The organism is Pseudoalteromonas thalassia (assembly GCF_049257215.1).
GTDB classification, from domain to species: Bacteria; Pseudomonadota; Gammaproteobacteria; order Enterobacterales; family Alteromonadaceae; genus Pseudoalteromonas; species Pseudoalteromonas lipolytica_C.
Genome location: NZ_JBMMUE010000009.1, coordinates 134,711 through 151,252, shown reverse-complemented (window position 1 = coordinate 151,252; position 16,542 = coordinate 134,711). Strand labels below are relative to the sequence as shown.

Genomic DNA, 16,542 nt, shown 5'->3' with positions numbered 1-16,542 from the left:
TTCACTCCTTGAACGAGAACACTATACTTAAAAGTAGTAGATAAATATTAGTTAGTCATGTTTTTTGGTTGTTTGTGTGCTGGACAGAGTAATTTAAATTGTAGAAGCCTCTCTCTCGTAATTTATTTTGTCCTACGTATAATAGCCGCACTCTTATCTAGTATTTTTACAGATTATGGCAAGACTTCAGTTGAGCTTAGCAAATGAAACCTTCACTTTGCATTTGCACGGCTCGCAATTAATACAGTTATTCCATCAACAGCAAGCTATTGCATTTGATAACCCGACTCAGAATAAGTATGAATTTGATTTTCAAGGACAAAAAATTAGCTTAGATACCAGCAAAGTGCATGAAAAAAGCTTAGCTATTTATGTTAATCAGCAATTAGTTAGTGAACTTGCACTTCCTGCGGTAGAAGACGCTGAACCAAAACGCGGCATCATTGGCCTGCTAGCACTGGGCTTTAAATTATTTAAAAGTGCAAAAGTAGTGAAAGCTGCTTTAGCGGGTGCATCAGTTGCAGGTTACGCATGGCTTTTTTCTATTGAATTTGCTTTGATGTTAATTGCTTGCTTGGTTGTGCACGAATATGGTCATGTGCGCGCTATGAAATATTTTGGCATTAAAACTAAAGGTATTTATCTTATTCCGTTTGTCGGTGGCTTGGCCGTTTCCGACGATAAAATTACCACCCGTTGGCAAGACGTGGTGATCTCTCTAATGGGGCCTGCATTTGGCTTAATTACCTCAGTACTCGGAGTGGTGCTTTACTACGCCACTGAAATGGAAATATTCGCCGGTGTGGCAGTACTCAGTGCACTGTTAAACCTATTTAACTTGTTACCTATTTTGCCTTTAGATGGCGGTCATGTACTAAAAAGCATTAGTTTTTCTATGCGTTCTTGGGTCGGCTTAAGCGTGTGCTTATTAGGCGTGTTATTTGGTTTATGGCTGAGCTATACCTTTGGTTTAATGCTCCTCGTGTTCTTCTTGTTTGTTGGCGCGCTTGAAATTGTATTTGAATGGCGTGGTCGTCATTATTCACACTTAATCCCTCTTGATACTTACGGGCAAGGTTTTTCAGCGGTCATGTACGCATTGGTTGTTGCAGGCCACGTTGCGGTGATGATGCATTTTGCTGATTCAGAAAGCGCAATCCTTAGCTTGCCAATGAAGATTTTATCGAGCTAAGAATTGCATATTAAGCACTGAGTGGGCTAAAACTCAGTGCTTTTGCATTCGTACTAAGGATAAAAGCTCAGCATTAACGATATAAACACGCCGGTGATGATCAGCTGCACAAGACAAAAGCCCATGATGTCTTTTGCTTTTAAGCCGGCAATAGCAAGCACGGGAAGTGCCCAGAACGGCTGAATTAGGTTAGTCCAGGCATCGCCCCATGCGACAGCCATAGCAACACGTGGCATATCAGCGCCAAGTGTTTGTGCTGCAGGAATGACAATCGGCGCTTGCACTGCCCATTGGCCGCCGCCTGATGGCACAAAGATATTCACAAACCCGGCACTTAAAAAACTCCAAAAAGGCAGCGTTTCGGCTGTTGCAATGGCAATAAATCCTTCAGAGACTTGTTGAGCAAGTCCCGTTTTTACCATAATCGCCATGATCCCGGCATAAAACGGAAATTGAATCACAATACCAGCACCGCTGGGGATTGCTTGCTGTAAGCTTCGGAGTAAATTATGTGGTGTTTGATGTAGTAAAATTGCGCTAAATAAGAAAATAGCGATCACACTATTTAAATTTAAGCCGCCTCCGCTTAGCACAAAATAATAGAATAAATAGGCAAGGCCAACGGCACCTATCCCCATTCCTAGCAAACGACTATGCTCTATTACTTCGGCAGGGCGGGTAGGTGTTGCTATTTGCTTAGTTTCATCATCAAGCTTTGCGGGGTCAACATAGACGCTGTCTTTCTCGTTTGGCAGCATGTAGCGATTTACCAGCGGCATGATAATAAACAAGCCCACAACAATAGCGATATTAAATGCCGAAAAGATCGTGTTTTCGGTGCCAATTACACCAATACTTTGCTCTGCAAAGTGGCCGTCGGTCGCGATTGTCAGCGGCACTGAACCGGCTAAGCCGCCATGCCAAACAATAAAGCCTGAATAGGCACTGGCAACCAATAAACGGTAATCAACACGGGTATGTTTCGCAATTGCTTTGGCGAACAAAGCGCCTATGACTAAGCCAAAGCCCCAGTTTAGCCAGCTCGCTAATAAAGAAACGAGCGTCACGAGTATAATTGCTTTGGCTGGGGTATTTGCTAGTGTTGCAAGTTTATTGAGTATGCTGCGCATAACTGGAGTACTCGCTAACATGTAGCCTGTAAGCAGTACTAGCAGCATTTGCATAGCAAATTGTAATAGGTTCCAAAATCCACCACCCCAAGCCGCGAGCACTTGTGTGGGCGTTGACGGTGTAAAGAGACTCGCAACGATAAAGCTCAGCAAGGTGAGTAATATAACAAATACAAACGGGTCGGGTAGGTAACGCTCTACTAGTTTAGTGAATGGTTTGGCAACGCGATTTAGCATAGTTTTTATTGTTGTCGTCGAATCGATAAAGCCAATAAATCATGAATAACGATGATTGGCAAATTGCGACGTCGTTGCTTTAGCTTATATTAATAAAACAAATGTTAAAAACGATTACTGAGCATCTTGTTCTAGCACGGCTTTTAAGCGGGCTTGTACTTCTTCCACTAACAAAATTGGCTGGAACTTAGATAAAAAGGCATTACAACCAACCTTCTCAACCAGGGCTTGGTTAAAGCTACCACTGAGTGATGTGTTAAGCACGATGTGTAAGTTCTTCATTCGGCTGTCGTTGCGAATTTCGTGGGTTAAACGGTAGCCATCCATTGCTGGCATTTCTGCATCGGTGATCACCATAAGTAATTCTTTTTCGACGTCTTTGCCCTGATCAGCCCAGCCTTTTAACATTTCGAGTGCTTCAAGTCCGTTACGAGCAGGAATAATTTCGATGCCGAGTTGCGATAAAGTATCGCTTACTTGTTTGCGAGCCGTTGGTGAATCATCAGCATGAAGAATTTTGCGGCCTGCAAATTCGTTCACGATACTCTTATCAAGAATATCTTCAGAAATATGTACTTCGTACTCAACGATTTCGGCGAGCACTTTTTCTACATCGATTATTTCAACCAGTTGCTCTTGGCCATCGCGTTTCACCTTCGTTAAGGCTGTTAGATAATGATTTTTACCAATCGCAGTTGGTGGCGGCATAATATCAGACCATGTCATATTAATGATTTGATCAACCTTGCCAATTAAAAAGCCTTGTACGGTACGATTGTATTCAGTGATAACGAGGTTTGTATCTTCAATGTGTTTAGCTTCAGGCATGTTAATCGCTCTTCGTAAATCAATCACAGGAATTGACTCACCGCGAATATCAACTACACCTGACACTTTCGGGTGTGCGTGAGGAATTTTGCTGATATGAGGCAGTTTAACGACTTCTTTTACTTTAAAAACATTAAGAGCAAATAAATGGCGACTGTGGAGGTAAAATAGTAAAAGCTCTAAGCGGTTTTCACCGACTAGTTGCGTACGCTTATCAACTGAAGCAAGAACACCTGACATATTTCACCCAAAACAACTAATACAGAGATATTATAGTCTACTATTATTTTTCATCGACATGCATTAGTAATTTCAATCTGTTGCCAAAGAGCAAGCATTCCAGTACCGTATCGTTAATTTCTACCACTGTAAATTGCAAGGATTATGCACTATTTATTAAATCGTATAGTGGTACTTATCCGCAGTCATATTGATCAAGTAAGTTGGCAGGCTGTGGTGGTTACCACGCTTTTGCATATGCTACTTATATGGTGGCTGCTTATGCTTGCAGGAGAGCAAGCTTTAACACCACTAAGTACCTACGTTTATTATTATGTTGTAACAACATCAACAGTTGGCTATGGCGATTTTAGTGCCAGTACTGAGCTTGGTCGCTGGATTGTTGCATTACTACAAATACCTTTTGGTTTAGCATTATTTGGCGTTCTGTTAGGAAAAACAGGGCAAACAGTAACTTATTTAATCAGGCGCGCTATGACGGGTGATAAAAGCTTCGCACATATAAACAATCACATTATTATTTTTGGTTGGCACGATACTCGTACTAAGAAGATGGTTGACTATATTCTAGCCGATCAAAAACGCTTAGATCGTCGTATTCTATTGGCAGTTACTGAACAAATGGAGCATCCATTTTTAACAAATCCGATGGTTGATTTTGCACGCCTAAGTAGCTTTACCGACTTAGATGAGTTGCAAAGAATCGCAATTGAACGCGCCGATAAAATTATTATTGATGGCCAAGATGATGACCAAACGTTTACTACTGCACTGCGCATAAGTAAGTTGGTAAATAAGGATTGTCATATTAGCGCGCATTTTACTGACGAAACCAAAATCGAAATGCTACATGAGCTCTGTCATAATGTTGAATGCAGTAGTGCCAAGTCAGCCGAAATCTTAGTGCGTTCAATGCAAGATCCAGGTTCGAGCCGTGTGCAAGAAGAGTTGTTATCAACACTTCATGGTGATACTCAGTTTAGTTTGCCTATTCCAAAAGGCGTGCAAGCAATGGAGTTTGGCAAGCTGTTTCATCACTTTAAATACAGCCACGATGCTATATTACTGGGTGTAGCACATAATTTAAGTGCAAAAAACATGGATTTAAATCCGCCACTTGACTATGTAGTCAGTGAAGGAGATATTTTGCATTATATTGCTGCGGAGCGTGTTTTGAGTGACGAAGTTGATTGGTCAGCGTTGGTATAGTACCAATCCGCAATAATACTTTTAATTAAGCGAATTGGTATTTATGAATGAAGTTGCGTTTTTAATTATTGTTTTAAGTGCCTACATTTTACCTGTGGTCATTGTGCTCAATAGTAAACGCACTCAAGGCCACGAAAAGAATGCTTGGTTAATTGGTATCATTTTCTTTTCGTGGTTAGCTTTAGTGATGTATTTAACTATTGTCCCTAAACACGGGCGGGTCAAAAAACACCGTAAAATAAAAACGAAGGGTTAACTTACAGCTACTGTCTCACTTCAACTGTTTCAATTTATGATCTATCAATGGGTCATCAGGTGAAAGTTGCTGCGCCACCTCTAAAATCTTTATTGCATCGTTTGGGTGTTCATCCTGATGCTTGATTGCGACATCAATCAGCGGCTGAACATCAATTGTGCCATTTTGCTCTTGAATATGCTCAGCTTTTTCTTCAGTCAAAATTGTGTGTGCCTTACTAAGTAAGGCTAAGCGGTGTGCCGAACCGTTGTTGGCTTTATTGAGCCGACGATAATAGTCTTCTTTAAAACGTAACGTTTTTGTCTGCTGTCGAAATTGAGCAATATCGACTTGCTGGTGGCTAATAAAATCAACAGCAACATCTTTATAAAAACCAAATTTATTCAAGTACGTAGCATGAACGCTATGGCCCATACCGAACACCCGTAAATGGGTGAGTTGTGGGTAGCGTTTAGCATGAGCTCGGTCGATACGATTGGTTGGATCGTAGATGATATAGCCTTTAGCATGACCTAGGTCTAAATCGTGATAATCACCGTTCCAGTCAAATTTTTGTGCGATATCTGTGCTTGAGCGGTCATCCCATGGGGCTTTGTTTTTATTTTTTGTGCTGACAGGATGAAATAACAAGACTTTATCAAGCTTTAATAGATTGGCAAATGCACCAACAGCAAAGCCACCACGACTCAAGCCATATCCTAATCGTTCTTTAAATCCGCCAATCAATGGCGCTAACTGCTCAATAAAAAACAATAGGTTGCGGTGTCTAAACCAGTTACTAATGCCTAAATGTTGGAAGGCAATTACATTCACATCTTGTTTTTTCGCAAGTTTATAGGCCCAAGGCGAAAAATCATCTGTGAGATCATGTTCTTGGTAGTTGGTTCCCGCTGGTGAGAAGGTGAATAGCAGAGGTTTATTTGCATCGATGATATGGTACTTCACATATACATCACCGAGTAAGTCACCACCGGTAAATGGGACTCGGCTTTGTTGTTGTTCATGTGGGAGATGGGTCCACTCATCTAACCAATATAATAATTTCATACATCCCCCAAGATACCTCTAAAATAAAGGGACAGAATTATAGCAAAAATCACTGCTCATTAAAAATGCACGCCTTTTTAATGTGTTATGTTTCGCTCATAGCTATAATCTGTTGCCAATCATGTTCAGTTACTGGCATTACAGATAATCGACCGCCTTTTTTAAGGGCTATTTCGGTAATAGAGTCATTGGCTTTAATTGCTTGTAGGCTAACAAGCTTTTTAAGGTGAGATTTATAAGTAACATCGACCACAAACCAGCGCGGGTTATCAGCAGTTGCTTTAGCGTCGTAGTAATCGCTATTTAAATCAAACTGAGTTGGGTCGGCATAGGCCTCACGGCTGACCGTGGCTATTCCTGCGACACCTACATGTTTACAACTTGAATGATAAATCATTACCAAGTCGCCTTGTTTAATGCCATCGCGTAGAAAGTTTCGCGCTTGATAATTGCGCACGCCATCCCACATAGAGGTTTGCATAGGTGCGTTTTTTAAATCATCAATTGAAAATGCATCAGGTTCGGTTTTAAAAAGCCAATAAGCCATAATGGGGTGCTCTTACAAAGATTTACTTCCAATTAGTCTATAGTATCATTAAACGCTTGTCGGGATTGAGGATAAATAAATGAGCCAAGTATTAGATGACTTACTGTCATTAATGTCGTTAGAAGAGATTGAGCAAGGCTTGTATCGCGGGCAAAGCCAAGATTTAGGGTTTAGAGCTGTTTTCGGTGGCCAAGTAATGGGGCAAGCCTTGTCGGCAGCAAAAGAAACATTACCTGAAGGGCGTATAGTTCATTCACTGCATTCTTATTTTTTACGTCCAGGTGATGCGAGCAAACCAATCGTTTACGATGTAGAAAATATTCGTGATGGTAAGAGCTTTAGTACCCGCCGTGTAAAAGCTATTCAATATGGTAAGCCGATTTTTTACATGACTGCTTCGTTTCAAGGTGAAGAGGACGGCTTATCACACCAAGCGCAGATGCCCGATGTCCCACAGCCTGAAGAATTAAAGTCATCGCTTGAGTTTTACCAAGCGAATGCTGAACTTATTCCTGAACCAATTCGCAATAAGTTTATTCGTGAAGTGCCAATTGAAATGCGTCCAGTGACCTTTCATAACCCATTTAAACCACAAGCAATGGAACCCGTTAAGCATATTTGGTTTAAAGCCAATGGTGAGATGCCTGACGATCAGCGTATTCATAATTACTTACTTGCGTATGCGTCTGACTTTGAGTTTTTACCAACGGCATTACAGCCGCACGGTGTATCGTTTATGCAGCCGAATATGCAGGTTGCGACGATTGACCATGCAATGTGGTTTCACCGCCCGTTTAGACTAGACGATTGGATTTTATATTCGATTGATAGCCCAAGTGCGAGCTCTGGCCGTGGTTTGGTGCGAGGTCAGTTCTTTGACCGTCAAGGCAATTTGGTTGCCTCAACGATCCAAGAAGGGGTCATGCGTCAGCGTTAATCTTTTGCGTGCTGAGCTTGGCTTTGCACTATATCGTCAATTGACTGCCAGACTCGTGCTGGCAGCAATGCCTTCAGATATAAATACACTTCACACAGCTCATTGCTACCCGTTAAGCCTTGCTCTGTTTCGGTAATTAGCTTTTGCTCTCGCAAGCTTGAGATAAAACCAATAAGTACTTTTTTGTCAAAGAACTCCGGCGTTTTAATGCCGTGCAAGGTACCTAAGCGCTCTGCTAAAACTTGGCTTTCGTGCTCAAGCTCTTCACGCTCAATACCGCTACTGGTTTGAATAAAACCAACCACGATAGCATAACGCTGTAGCGTTAAGCTTAAGGCGCGACCAAGCATTTCGAGTTTTGCTAAGCAGTCATTGCTATTGGTGATTTTGATATTATCACCTTCAATTTCAATAAGGTCTTGATCAACAAAGCTTGCGAGCACGCGAGTAATGTAGTTTTCATCTAGCTCATGCAAGAACCACTCTTTAGCGAACAGCGGGTAAAAACGTGCAATCAAGGCATGGCAATCTGCCATGGTAGTTTGATGTGCTTTGAATAAATGCAGCGCAAGCAAACTTGGTACAGCAAATAAGTGCAATACGTTATTACGGTAGTAGTTGAATAGCGTCTTTTCTTTGTCGTTAATAGCGATAATTTCGCCAAATTCATCACTGATGACGTCAAACTTATTAAGCTTAAGTGCATGCTCTAATAGCTGTTCAGCACTTTCGTTAGGTGTTGTTACCTTGTCGCTGTAACTTGCGCTGCGTTGTAAATGTAGATAAAACTCAAGCTGCGCAATCAACTTAGGTTTACTTAATGCATGTTTGTCATTCACCAATAAAATCATCGCGAGTAGATTCACCGCATTGAGTGCAGCGGCACTATTAATATTAACCATGACTTTATCGGCAAGATTCGCTACCTGCGGTCCAAGCCATTGTGGCTTTTGTACATCGGTTGGGTGAATAGACTCGCGCCAATCAGGTTGCTGTTCATTAAGGTATTGATTTATCGAAATTGGATCACCAAAATTTAAGTAACCACGACCATAGTTTTTCAGGTTTTTAATGGCTTTAAAAATCCCCAAGACCGACTCACCTTTTTTATCGTTACCGGCCAGCTCTTTTAAGTAAGTATTAATTTCCATTACATGCTCATAACCGATGTATACAGGCACAATCGAAATAGGGCGATCTATGCCACGAAGCATGGCTTGCAACGTCATGGCGAGCATACCTGTTTTTGGTGGTAACAAACGACCAGTACGGCTACGGCCACCTTCAGTGTAAAACTTCACTGAGTAGCCTTTAATAAATAACTGGCTCAGATACTCTTTAAATACTGATGAATATAACTTGTTGCCCGCGAATGAGCGGCGAATAAAGAAAGCACCACTTCGACGGAAAATACCACCTGCCGGGAAGAAGTTTAAGTTGATACCAGCGGCTATATGCGGTGGTACTAAACCTAAGTGATAAATAGAGTAGGTCAGTAATAAGTAATCCATGTGCGAGCGGTGACAAGGCATATAAATAATTTCATGGCCTTTATCAGTGAGCTCGTGAACTTGCTCTGAAAACTTAATGTCGATGCCGTTATAAAGCTTATTCCACAGCCAAGTTAATACACGGTCAGCAACACGAATGGTGGCATCGCTGTAATTGGCAGCAATTTCATCAAGTAGCTTCAGCGCATTTTGACGAGCTTGCTCTTGGCTGATGTTTTTTTCTTTTGCTTCTATTTGAATCGCTTTTTTTATTGTTGGTGAGGCAAGTAGCGAATTAAAAAGCTGTTCACGCGATGGCATCTTTGGCCCTGTAGCAGCCAGTTTTTGACGGCGAAAGTGCACACGGGCTACGCGTATTAACTTATGTGGTAGCTCATCAACATCGGCTTTTTCATTGACTAATAAAGATAAGTCGAGTGGTTGGCTAAATCGAATAAAGTTATCACGCCCAGAAAATAGCAACACAAAGAACTTGCGAAACCAGCTGGGTGTTAATGAATGAGACACCAAAGTACCTAAACCAGGCTTTTCTTTTCCTGGGTTACGACCCCATAAAATGGTCACCGGGATCACTTGGACGTTTTGCTCACCAGATTGCATTAGGTGGTCAATAATGTGTTTGCCTTGCTGCAAGGCATTACTTGGTTTGCTTTTATTACCAAATAGCGGTGGTGGGTTTTGAATACCAATAAAGCGGTTAAGTTCGGCATTACCTAATAACTGCTCTTCGGTTGGGTCAGGTAAGCCATATTTTTTACATACCCGCGCCAGTGCCGCTAAATCAGAGCGCGCATTCAGCCTCACAATATAAAAAGTTGGATTGGCAGGGTTTAGATTGTATTGTTCAATAGGGTTCTCAGGCAGAACTTTGCTTTTTACTAGCAAGCGGTTCATCCCAGCAGAAATAGCATTTAAACAACGATTAATGATACGCATCAACTCACCAAAGTTTTATACCAACTAGGTTTAGTGCCTAAGACAGCTCACTTTATTAAGCCAATTGGTATTAGTAAATATACAGTAGACCACATGCGGTCAAAATAAGCGGCATAGAATAACAATTATTAACTGGACTGACCATTGCAACATTGTATGGCTTTTTGTTTCTTTACCTAACTATAGTAAGCAAAGACATACCTTGGCTGAATTTAGTTCTATTTCATTTAAATTTCATTTTGATAAGGCGTCGAGTGTATTAATTCTAAAAAGTTGTTGCATTTATCACCAATATAACTATAATACGCAGGCTTTCAAAATTCCCTCGGGAACTTGGAAGGAAAGATTAAGCTTGGATTTCAAGCTAATAAACAGGAATTCCGATTTGGAATTCAACGTAGATATAAGAGAACAGCCGACATCTTAGTTAGTAAGATTGTTTCGGTCGTTTTTTTATGCTCTTTTTAAATGCTCTTTATATTGAGGTTTAAGAATGTCAAATCAACGCATTCGTATTCGCCTAAAAGCTTTTGACCACCGTTTGATTGACCAATCAACGGCGGAAATCGTGGAAACTGCGAAACGCACTGGCGCTCAAGTACGTGGTCCAATTCCACTACCTACACGCTTTGAACGTTTTACTGTACTAACTTCACCGCACGTTAACAAAGACGCGCGTGATCAGTACGAAATCCGCACCCATAAACGTCTGATCGACATCGTAGAACCAACTGACAAGACTGTTGACGCTCTTATGCGTTTAGATCTTGCTGCTGGTGTTGATGTTCAAATCAGCCTGGGTTAATCGGAAGATTAGAGAGGTTTTAGGAAAATGGCATTAGGTCTAGTCGGTCGTAAAGTGGGTATGACACGTATCTTCACTGAAGATGGTGTATCTATCCCTGTGACAGTTATCGAAGCGACTCCTAACCGCATTGCACAGATCAAATCTGACGCAACAGACGGTTATAACGCGCTTCAAGTAACCGCAGGCACTAAAAAAGCAAGCCGTGTAAACAAAGCAGCAGCGGGTCACTTCGCTAAAGCTGGTGTTGAAGCGGGTCGCGGTCTGTGGGAATTCCGCCTAAATGGTGGTGAAGGCGATTTTGAAGTAGGCGCTGAGCTTACTGTTGAATTATTCAACGAAATCAACAAAGTTGACGTAACCGGTACTTCTAAAGGTAAAGGTTTCCAAGGTGGTGTTAAGCGCTGGAACTTCAGCATGCAAGACGCTACTCACGGTAACTCTCTATCTCACCGTGCTCCTGGTTCAATCGGTCAAAACCAATCACCTGGTAAGGTGTTTAAAGGTAAGAAAATGGCCGGTCACATGGGTGCTGAGCGTGTAACGACTCAAAACTTAGAACTAGTTCGCGTTGACGCTGAGCGTAACTTGCTTTTAGTTAAAGGTGCAGTACCTGGCGCTATCGGCGGTGACGTTATCGTTAAACCAGCTGTTAAAGCATAAGTCCTGGAGATTTAGTGATGGAATTAGCAATTAAAGACGCTTCTGGCGCTCTTGAAGTTTCTGAAGCTACTTTTGGACGTGAGTTTAACGAAGCATTAGTACACCAAGTAGTTGTTGCTTACGCAGCAGGTGCTCGTCAAGGTACTCGTGCTCAGAAGACACGTTCTGAAGTTAGCGGTGGTGGTAAAAAACCATGGTCTCAAAAAGGTACTGGCCGTGCACGTGCTGGTACAATTCGTAGCCCAATTTGGCGTTCAGGTGGCGTTAGCTTCGCAGCTAAACCACAAGATCATAGCCAAAAAGTAAACCGTAAAATGTACCGCGGTGCGATCAAAAGCATCTTATCTGAATTAGTTCGTCAAGAGCGTTTAATCGTTGTTGAACAGTTTGGTCTTGAAGCACCAAAAACTAAAGAACTAGTTGCTAAGCTTAAAGAACTTGAGCTTAAAGATGTTCTAATCGTGACTGAAGAAGTAGATGAGAATCTTTTCTTATCGGCACGTAACCTATACAAGGTTGACACGCGTGATGTAGCTGGTATCGATCCTGTAAGCCTAATCGCTTTCGATAAGGTACTTATTACAGCTGCTGCTGTTAAGCAACTTGAGGAGGCGCTAGCATGATCCGTGAAGAACGTCTTTTAAAAGTGATCCTTGCTCCACACATCTCTGAAAAAAGCACTATCGCTGCTGAAGAGAACAACACGATTGTTTTCAAAGTAGCTTCTAATGCAACTAAAGCTGAAATCAAAGCTGCTGCAGAAAAGCTTTTTGAAGTAGAAGTAACTGGTGTTCGCACACTAAACGTTAAGGGTAAAACAAAACGTACTGGCATGCGTTTCGGTCGTCGTTCAGACTGGAAGAAAGCTTACGTTACTCTTAAAGAAGGTAGCGAGCTAGACTTTGTCGGCGGCGCCGAGTAATAAGGGGAGTTAGAATTATGGCACTTCAAAAGTGTAAACCAACTTCTGCGGGTCGTCGTCACCTGGTTAAAGTGGTTAACCCAGATTTACATAAGGGTAAACCTTACGCACCACTACTAGAGAAAAACTCTAAGTCTGGTGGTCGTAATAACAAAGGTCGTATCACGGTTCGTCACATCGGTGGTGGTCACAAGCATCATTACCGTGTAATCGACTTTAAACGCACTAAAGATGGCATTCCAGCTGTTGTTGAGCGTCTAGAGTATGATCCAAACCGTAGCGCAAACATCGCTCTTGTATTATATGCAGACGGTGAGCGTCGTTACATTATTGCACCTAAAGGCTTAAAAGCGGGTGATTCAATCCAGTCTGGTATTGATGCACCAATCAAACCTGGTAACACGTTACCAATGCGCAACATGCCTGTAGGTTCGACTGTTCACAACGTAGAATTAAAACCAGGTAAAGGCGCGCAAATCGCACGTTCTGCTGGTGCATACGTTCAAATCCTTGCTCGTGAAGGTCAATACGTAACTCTACGTCTTCGTTCTGGCGAAGTTCGTAAAGTTCCATCTGACTGTCGCGCAACACTTGGTGAAGTAGGTAATGCTGAGCATATGCTTCGTTCACTAGGTAAAGCTGGTGCAAATCGCTGGCGTGGTATCCGTCCGACAGTTCGTGGTGTTGCCATGAACCCGGTAGATCACCCGCACGGTGGTGGTGAAGGTCGTACATCTGGTGGTCGTCATCCTGTGTCTCCATGGGGTAAACCGACTAAAGGTGCTAAGACACGTAAGAACAAGCGTACTGATAAATTTATCGTACGTCGTCGTACTAAATAATAGTTGAGGAATAGCCATGCCACGTTCTCTCAAGAAAGGTCCTTTTATTGACCTACACTTGCTGAAGAAGGTAGAGAAAGCGTTGGAAAGCGGTGACAAGAAGCCAATTAAAACTTGGAGCCGTCGTTCAATGATCATACCTAACATGATCGGATTGACCATCGCTGTCCATAATGGTCGTCAGCACGTTCCTGTGTTTATCACAGACGAAATGATCGGTCACAAACTAGGTGAATTTGCACCAACTCGCACTTACCGCGGTCACGCTGCGGATAAGAAAGCGAAGAAACGTTAAGAGGAGAATGATAAATGCAAGCATTAGCTAAACATAAATTCGCCTCTGGTTCGGCGCAAAAAGCACGTCTAGTTGCAGATCAGATCCGCGGACTTCCGGTTGATCGCGCTCTAGAAATCCTGGCGTACAGCCCTAAAAAAGCGGCTGTATTAGTTAAGAAAGTACTTGAGTCTGCTATTGCTAACGCAGAGCATAACGAAGGTGCTGACATTGATGAGCTTCGTGTAACTACGATCTTTGTGGACGATGGTCCTACAATGAAGCGTATTATGCCACGTGCTAAAGGACGCGCTGACCGCATCCTTAAGCGTACAAGCCACATCACTGTTGTGGTTTCAGATAGCTAGGAGTATAAGTAATGGGACAAAAAGTTCATCCTACTGGTATTCGCCTAGGTATCTCTAAACCTTGGGTTTCTACCTGGTACGCGAATTCAAAAGATTTCTCTGATCAGCTTTTTGGCGATCACAAAGTACGTGCATTCCTAACTAAGGAATTAAAAGCGGCTTCTGTGTCTAAAATCGTTATCGAGCGTCCAGCTAAATCTATCCGTGTAACAATTCACACAGCTCGTCCTGGTGTTGTTATCGGTAAAAAAGGCGAAGACGTTGAAAAACTACGTCAAGCAGTAACTAAGATTGCAGGTGTTCCGGCTCAGATCAATATTTCTGAAGTTCGTAAGCCTGAACTTGATGCACAACTAGTAGCTGACGGTATTGCGTCACAGCTAGAGCGTCGTGTTATGTTCCGTCGCGCTATGAAGCGTTCGGTACAAAATGCAATGCGCATTGGTGCAAAAGGTATCAAAGTTGAAGTTAGCGGTCGTCTTGGCGGTGCTGAGATCGCACGTTCAGAATGGTATCGTGAAGGTCGTGTACCTCTACATACTCTACGTGCTGATATCGACTACGCAACTTCTGAAGCCTTAACCACTTATGGTATCATTGGTGTTAAAGTTTGGATCTTCAAAGGCGAAGTTATTGGTGGTTTACCACTAGTACAAGAGCAAGAGAAGCCAGCTAAACGCGCGCCAAAGAAAGCCAAAAAAAGTGCTAAGTAGAGGTAGCGAGTAATGTTACAGCCAAAACGTACAAAATTCCGTAAAATGCACAAAGGCCGCAACCGCGGTTTAGCGCAAAACGGTAACAAAGTAAGCTTCGGTACTTTCGGTTTGAAAGCTACTGGTCGTGGCCGTATGACTGCTCGTCAAATCGAAGCAGCTCGTCGTGCTATGACACGTCACGTAAAGCGTCAAGGTAAAATCTGGATCCGTGTATTCCCAGATAAGCCAATTACGAACAAGCCATTAGAAGTTCGTATGGGTAAAGGTAAAGGTTCTGTTGAATATTGGGTTGCTGAAATTCAACCTGGTAAAGTACTTTACGAAATGGAAGGTGTTTCTGAAGAGCTTGCTCGTGAAGCATTTAACCTTGCAGCGCGTAAATTACCATTCACAACAACTTTCGTAACTCGGACGGTGATGTAATGAAAGCTAGCGAACTAAAAGACAAAAGCGTAGAAGAGCTAAACGCTGAACTTCTAGGACTTCTTCGTGAGCAGTTCAACCTGCGCATGCAAGCAAGCACTGGTCAGTTAGCTCAGACACACACGCTAAGAACAGTACGTCGCGATATCGCGCGTGTAAAAACAGTTATTAACCAGAAGGCAGGTCAATAATGAGCGATAAAATCCGTACTCTTCAAGGCCGTGTAATCAGCGACAAGATGGATAAATCTTTCACTGTTGCTATCGCACGTTACGTGAAGCACCCAGTATATGGTAAATTCATCAAACGTACGACTAAACTACACGTACATGACGAAAACAACACAGCTCAAACTGGTGACGTAGTTACTATCCGTGAGTGTGCTCCTATTTCTAAGACTAAGTCTTGGACTTTAGTAGACGTTGTTGAACGTCCAAAGCAAGCTTAATTTTTAATTAAGTTTACTTACTAAAAAGCCCCGGCATTTGCTGGGGCTTTTTGTTTTTAAAATAAAGCTATCAGCTTTGAGACGTCAGTTGAGCGGTAGACTTGTTTGCTGCAGAGTTTCCCGCTGCTGTAAAACCTCATATGGCACTCATGCTGAATCCAAATCATCTCTACGAATAGACTTGAGCTAGAACCTTAAACTTTACTCTTGCTAAAACGCCACTTTTTCTTATGAACTAATTCACTTATTTAACACTCTTAAAAATAAAAATGAGGCGTTTGAGTGCTAAAATGGACTTACAAAGCATGGATCATCTCGATTACGCTACATGCTGTGCTTTTGTTGTTATTTGCTCAATATGGAAAGTTTGTGAAACTACCAGTAGCAGCCAGAGAGCCGCCAAAAGTAATCAACGCGTATGTGAGTGTCGATTTAACTACCTTACCTAGTTTTCAGAAATCTCAAGACAAACCTTTACCGGAGCAGCCGCAAGCAATGCCTGATGAGGCTAAGCCTTTGCCAGAAATAGAAGAAGCTTCTCATAGTGGTTCAGGGCAGAGTAACGGTGTTGAGGTCTTTGAGCACTCAGTTAATGAGCCCAAAGAAGCAACCACTGAGATCGTTAAGTCCAATCAAGCATCTGATAATTCAAAAACAACCGAAGCACCCTTTAAAAAGCTCAACCCGTATGCGCCAATCCCAGAGCTTAAATTTGAAAATAGAGCGACTAGTGCATCAGCATTTGGGCAAGTTGAAGCTACGAATAATAATTTGCCTACAGGCAGGGTAACAGTGCCCGAACAACTAACCGTGTCAGATAAGGCAACCGTCATTTGGCAAAGTGGCGATGGCAGCAAGCGTATCGAGGTGCTAAATGGTATGTGTTATGGCATAAATTTCAATTCGGTGTTTGGTAAATCTGGGGTGCCAAGTGGATCGCCAAGACCCTGCGAAGACAAAGACGCTAAGTTATTTAAAGAAATTATGAATAAATGGAGTAATAAATAATAA

The 16,542-nt window shown here is 42.3% G+C and carries 21 protein-coding genes; 16 read left to right on the top strand and 5 right to left on the bottom strand.

Annotation, left to right across the window (positions count from 1 at the left end; genetic code table 11):
- The first annotated feature begins 175 nt into the window (after nt 1–175).
- Nucleotides 176–1,192, top strand: a complete 1,017-nt coding sequence (locus AAEU31_RS12465; protein WP_199527613.1) for a metalloprotease — start codon at nt 176–178, stop codon at nt 1,190–1,192.
- Nucleotides 1,193–1,245: 53 nt separating this feature from the next.
- Here the strand turns inward: AAEU31_RS12465 and AAEU31_RS12460 are convergent, their stop codons facing one another.
- A complete protein-coding gene (locus AAEU31_RS12460) occupies nt 1,246–2,559 on the bottom strand; it encodes a short-chain fatty acid transporter (RefSeq protein ID WP_421967339.1) in 1,314 nt (437 codons plus the stop codon).
- Between the two features lie 114 nt (nt 2,560–2,673).
- Nucleotides 2,674–3,627, bottom strand: coding sequence for a chemotaxis protein CheV (locus AAEU31_RS12455; protein WP_135923203.1), 954 nt, complete (start codon nt 3,625–3,627; stop codon nt 2,674–2,676).
- A 144-nt stretch (nt 3,628–3,771) separates the two neighbouring features.
- Between AAEU31_RS12455 and AAEU31_RS12450 the strand changes: the two genes are divergently transcribed.
- A complete protein-coding gene (locus tag AAEU31_RS12450) occupies nt 3,772–4,836 on the top strand; it encodes a potassium channel family protein (protein ID WP_135923204.1) in 1,065 nt (354 codons plus the stop codon).
- Nucleotides 4,837–4,879: 43 nt separating this feature from the next.
- The gene (locus AAEU31_RS12445; RefSeq protein WP_138556647.1) at nt 4,880–5,092 is read left to right on the top strand and encodes a hypothetical protein; all 213 of its coding nucleotides are present in this window, start codon (nt 4,880–4,882) and stop codon (nt 5,090–5,092) included.
- 15 nt (nt 5,093–5,107) lie between these two features.
- On the opposite strand, the gene AAEU31_RS12440 is transcribed toward AAEU31_RS12445, so the two are convergent.
- Together AAEU31_RS12440 and AAEU31_RS12435 are read right to left on the bottom strand one after the other, a co-directional pair.
- Nucleotides 5,108–6,139 carry a cytosolic protein gene (locus tag AAEU31_RS12440; protein WP_235383964.1) on the bottom strand — a complete coding sequence of 344 codons (1,032 nt, stop codon included), beginning with the start codon at nt 6,137–6,139 and terminating at the stop codon, nt 5,108–5,110.
- An 85-nt stretch (nt 6,140–6,224) separates the two neighbouring features.
- Complete coding sequence (locus AAEU31_RS12435; protein WP_421967338.1) at nt 6,225–6,686, bottom strand: EVE domain-containing protein; 462 nt, start codon at nt 6,684–6,686, stop codon at nt 6,225–6,227.
- A gap of 79 nt (nt 6,687–6,765) precedes the next feature.
- On the opposite strand from AAEU31_RS12435, the gene tesB reads away from it, so the two are divergent.
- The gene (gene tesB / locus AAEU31_RS12430; protein ID WP_135923208.1) at nt 6,766–7,623 is read left to right on the top strand and encodes an acyl-CoA thioesterase II; all 858 of its coding nucleotides are present in this window, start codon (nt 6,766–6,768) and stop codon (nt 7,621–7,623) included.
- On the opposite strand, the gene plsB is transcribed toward tesB, so the two are convergent.
- Nucleotides 7,620–10,070, bottom strand: a complete 2,451-nt coding sequence (gene plsB / locus AAEU31_RS12425; protein ID WP_138556651.1) for a glycerol-3-phosphate 1-O-acyltransferase PlsB — start codon at nt 10,068–10,070, stop codon at nt 7,620–7,622. The two genes, tesB and plsB, sit on opposite strands and share 4 nt — an antisense overlap.
- A 493-nt stretch (nt 10,071–10,563) precedes the next feature.
- Between plsB and rpsJ the strand changes: the two genes are divergently transcribed.
- The 12 genes from rpsJ to AAEU31_RS12365 all read left to right on the top strand — a co-directional run bounded on the left by rpsJ (nt 10,564) and on the right by AAEU31_RS12365 (nt 16,539).
- Complete coding sequence (rpsJ, locus tag AAEU31_RS12420; RefSeq protein ID WP_002957900.1) at nt 10,564–10,875, top strand: 30S ribosomal protein S10; 312 nt, start codon at nt 10,564–10,566, stop codon at nt 10,873–10,875.
- A 27-nt stretch (nt 10,876–10,902) separates the two neighbouring features.
- On the top strand, nt 10,903–11,538 hold the full coding sequence (gene rplC / locus AAEU31_RS12415) for a 50S ribosomal protein L3 (protein ID WP_004588685.1): 636 nt from the start codon (nt 10,903–10,905) through the stop codon (nt 11,536–11,538).
- A 17-nt stretch (nt 11,539–11,555) separates the two neighbouring features.
- The gene (gene rplD / locus AAEU31_RS12410; protein ID WP_062568199.1) at nt 11,556–12,161 is read left to right on the top strand and encodes a 50S ribosomal protein L4; all 606 of its coding nucleotides are present in this window, start codon (nt 11,556–11,558) and stop codon (nt 12,159–12,161) included.
- Nucleotides 12,158–12,460, top strand: a complete 303-nt coding sequence (rplW, locus tag AAEU31_RS12405) for a 50S ribosomal protein L23 (protein WP_135923210.1) — start codon at nt 12,158–12,160, stop codon at nt 12,458–12,460. Before rplD ends, rplW begins: the two co-directional genes overlap by 4 nt.
- A gap of 17 nt (nt 12,461–12,477) precedes the next feature.
- A complete protein-coding gene (rplB, locus tag AAEU31_RS12400) occupies nt 12,478–13,302 on the top strand; it encodes a 50S ribosomal protein L2 (protein WP_135923211.1) in 825 nt (274 codons plus the stop codon).
- A 16-nt stretch (nt 13,303–13,318) separates the two neighbouring features.
- The gene (gene rpsS, locus AAEU31_RS12395) at nt 13,319–13,597 is read left to right on the top strand and encodes a 30S ribosomal protein S19 (protein WP_010376377.1); all 279 of its coding nucleotides are present in this window, start codon (nt 13,319–13,321) and stop codon (nt 13,595–13,597) included.
- A 14-nt stretch (nt 13,598–13,611) separates the two neighbouring features.
- On the top strand, nt 13,612–13,944 hold the full coding sequence (gene rplV, locus AAEU31_RS12390; RefSeq protein WP_004588690.1) for a 50S ribosomal protein L22: 333 nt from the start codon (nt 13,612–13,614) through the stop codon (nt 13,942–13,944).
- 11 nt (nt 13,945–13,955) lie between these two features.
- Entirely contained in the window at nt 13,956–14,657 is a 702-nt protein-coding gene (rpsC, locus tag AAEU31_RS12385) for a 30S ribosomal protein S3 (protein WP_063701047.1), read from the top strand.
- A gap of 12 nt (nt 14,658–14,669) precedes the next feature.
- The gene (gene rplP, locus AAEU31_RS12380) at nt 14,670–15,083 is read left to right on the top strand and encodes a 50S ribosomal protein L16 (RefSeq protein WP_036974208.1); all 414 of its coding nucleotides are present in this window, start codon (nt 14,670–14,672) and stop codon (nt 15,081–15,083) included.
- Nucleotides 15,083–15,274 carry a 50S ribosomal protein L29 gene (rpmC, locus tag AAEU31_RS12375; RefSeq protein WP_054552371.1) on the top strand — a complete coding sequence of 64 codons (192 nt, stop codon included), beginning with the start codon at nt 15,083–15,085 and terminating at the stop codon, nt 15,272–15,274. The genes rplP and rpmC overlap by 1 nt, the downstream gene beginning before the upstream one ends.
- The gene (rpsQ, locus tag AAEU31_RS12370) at nt 15,274–15,531 is read left to right on the top strand and encodes a 30S ribosomal protein S17 (RefSeq protein ID WP_135923212.1); all 258 of its coding nucleotides are present in this window, start codon (nt 15,274–15,276) and stop codon (nt 15,529–15,531) included. The genes rpmC and rpsQ overlap by 1 nt, the downstream gene beginning before the upstream one ends.
- A gap of 282 nt (nt 15,532–15,813) precedes the next feature.
- The gene (locus tag AAEU31_RS12365; protein WP_421967337.1) at nt 15,814–16,539 is read left to right on the top strand and encodes a hypothetical protein; all 726 of its coding nucleotides are present in this window, start codon (nt 15,814–15,816) and stop codon (nt 16,537–16,539) included.
- Nucleotides 16,540–16,542 lie beyond the last annotated feature (3 nt).

Excerpts from the sequence above, each read along its gene's own strand:
- AAEU31_RS12435 (WP_421967338.1), bottom strand. The coding sequence starts at position 6,686 with ATGGCTTATTGGCTTTTTAAAACCGAACCTGATGCATTTTCAATTGAT.
- rplD (WP_062568199.1), top strand. The coding sequence starts at position 11,556 with ATGGAATTAGCAATTAAAGACGCTTCTGGCGCTCTTGAAGTTTCTGAA.
- rplP (WP_036974208.1), top strand. The coding sequence starts at position 14,670 with ATGTTACAGCCAAAACGTACAAAATTCCGTAAAATGCACAAAGGCCGC.
- AAEU31_RS12455 (WP_135923203.1), bottom strand. The coding sequence starts at position 3,627 with ATGTCAGGTGTTCTTGCTTCAGTTGATAAGCGTACGCAACTAGTCGGT.
- tesB (WP_135923208.1), top strand. The coding sequence starts at position 6,766 with ATGAGCCAAGTATTAGATGACTTACTGTCATTAATGTCGTTAGAAGAG.
- AAEU31_RS12465 (WP_199527613.1), top strand. The coding sequence starts at position 176 with ATGGCAAGACTTCAGTTGAGCTTAGCAAATGAAACCTTCACTTTGCAT.
- rplB (WP_135923211.1), top strand. The coding sequence starts at position 12,478 with ATGGCACTTCAAAAGTGTAAACCAACTTCTGCGGGTCGTCGTCACCTG.
- AAEU31_RS12440 (WP_235383964.1), bottom strand. The coding sequence starts at position 6,139 with ATGAAATTATTATATTGGTTAGATGAGTGGACCCATCTCCCACATGAA.
- rpmC (WP_054552371.1), top strand. The coding sequence starts at position 15,083 with ATGAAAGCTAGCGAACTAAAAGACAAAAGCGTAGAAGAGCTAAACGCT.
- rplV (WP_004588690.1), top strand. The coding sequence starts at position 13,612 with ATGCAAGCATTAGCTAAACATAAATTCGCCTCTGGTTCGGCGCAAAAA.
- AAEU31_RS12450 (WP_135923204.1), top strand. The coding sequence starts at position 3,772 with ATGCACTATTTATTAAATCGTATAGTGGTACTTATCCGCAGTCATATT.
- AAEU31_RS12460 (WP_421967339.1), bottom strand. The coding sequence starts at position 2,559 with ATGCTAAATCGCGTTGCCAAACCATTCACTAAACTAGTAGAGCGTTAC.
- rplW (WP_135923210.1), top strand. The coding sequence starts at position 12,158 with ATGATCCGTGAAGAACGTCTTTTAAAAGTGATCCTTGCTCCACACATC.
- rpsC (WP_063701047.1), top strand. The coding sequence starts at position 13,956 with ATGGGACAAAAAGTTCATCCTACTGGTATTCGCCTAGGTATCTCTAAA.
- plsB (WP_138556651.1), bottom strand. The coding sequence starts at position 10,070 with ATGCGTATCATTAATCGTTGTTTAAATGCTATTTCTGCTGGGATGAAC.
- rpsS (WP_010376377.1), top strand. The coding sequence starts at position 13,319 with ATGCCACGTTCTCTCAAGAAAGGTCCTTTTATTGACCTACACTTGCTG.
- rpsJ (WP_002957900.1), top strand. The coding sequence starts at position 10,564 with ATGTCAAATCAACGCATTCGTATTCGCCTAAAAGCTTTTGACCACCGT.
- rplC (WP_004588685.1), top strand. The coding sequence starts at position 10,903 with ATGGCATTAGGTCTAGTCGGTCGTAAAGTGGGTATGACACGTATCTTC.
- rpsQ (WP_135923212.1), top strand. The coding sequence starts at position 15,274 with ATGAGCGATAAAATCCGTACTCTTCAAGGCCGTGTAATCAGCGACAAG.
- AAEU31_RS12445 (WP_138556647.1), top strand. The coding sequence starts at position 4,880 with ATGAATGAAGTTGCGTTTTTAATTATTGTTTTAAGTGCCTACATTTTA.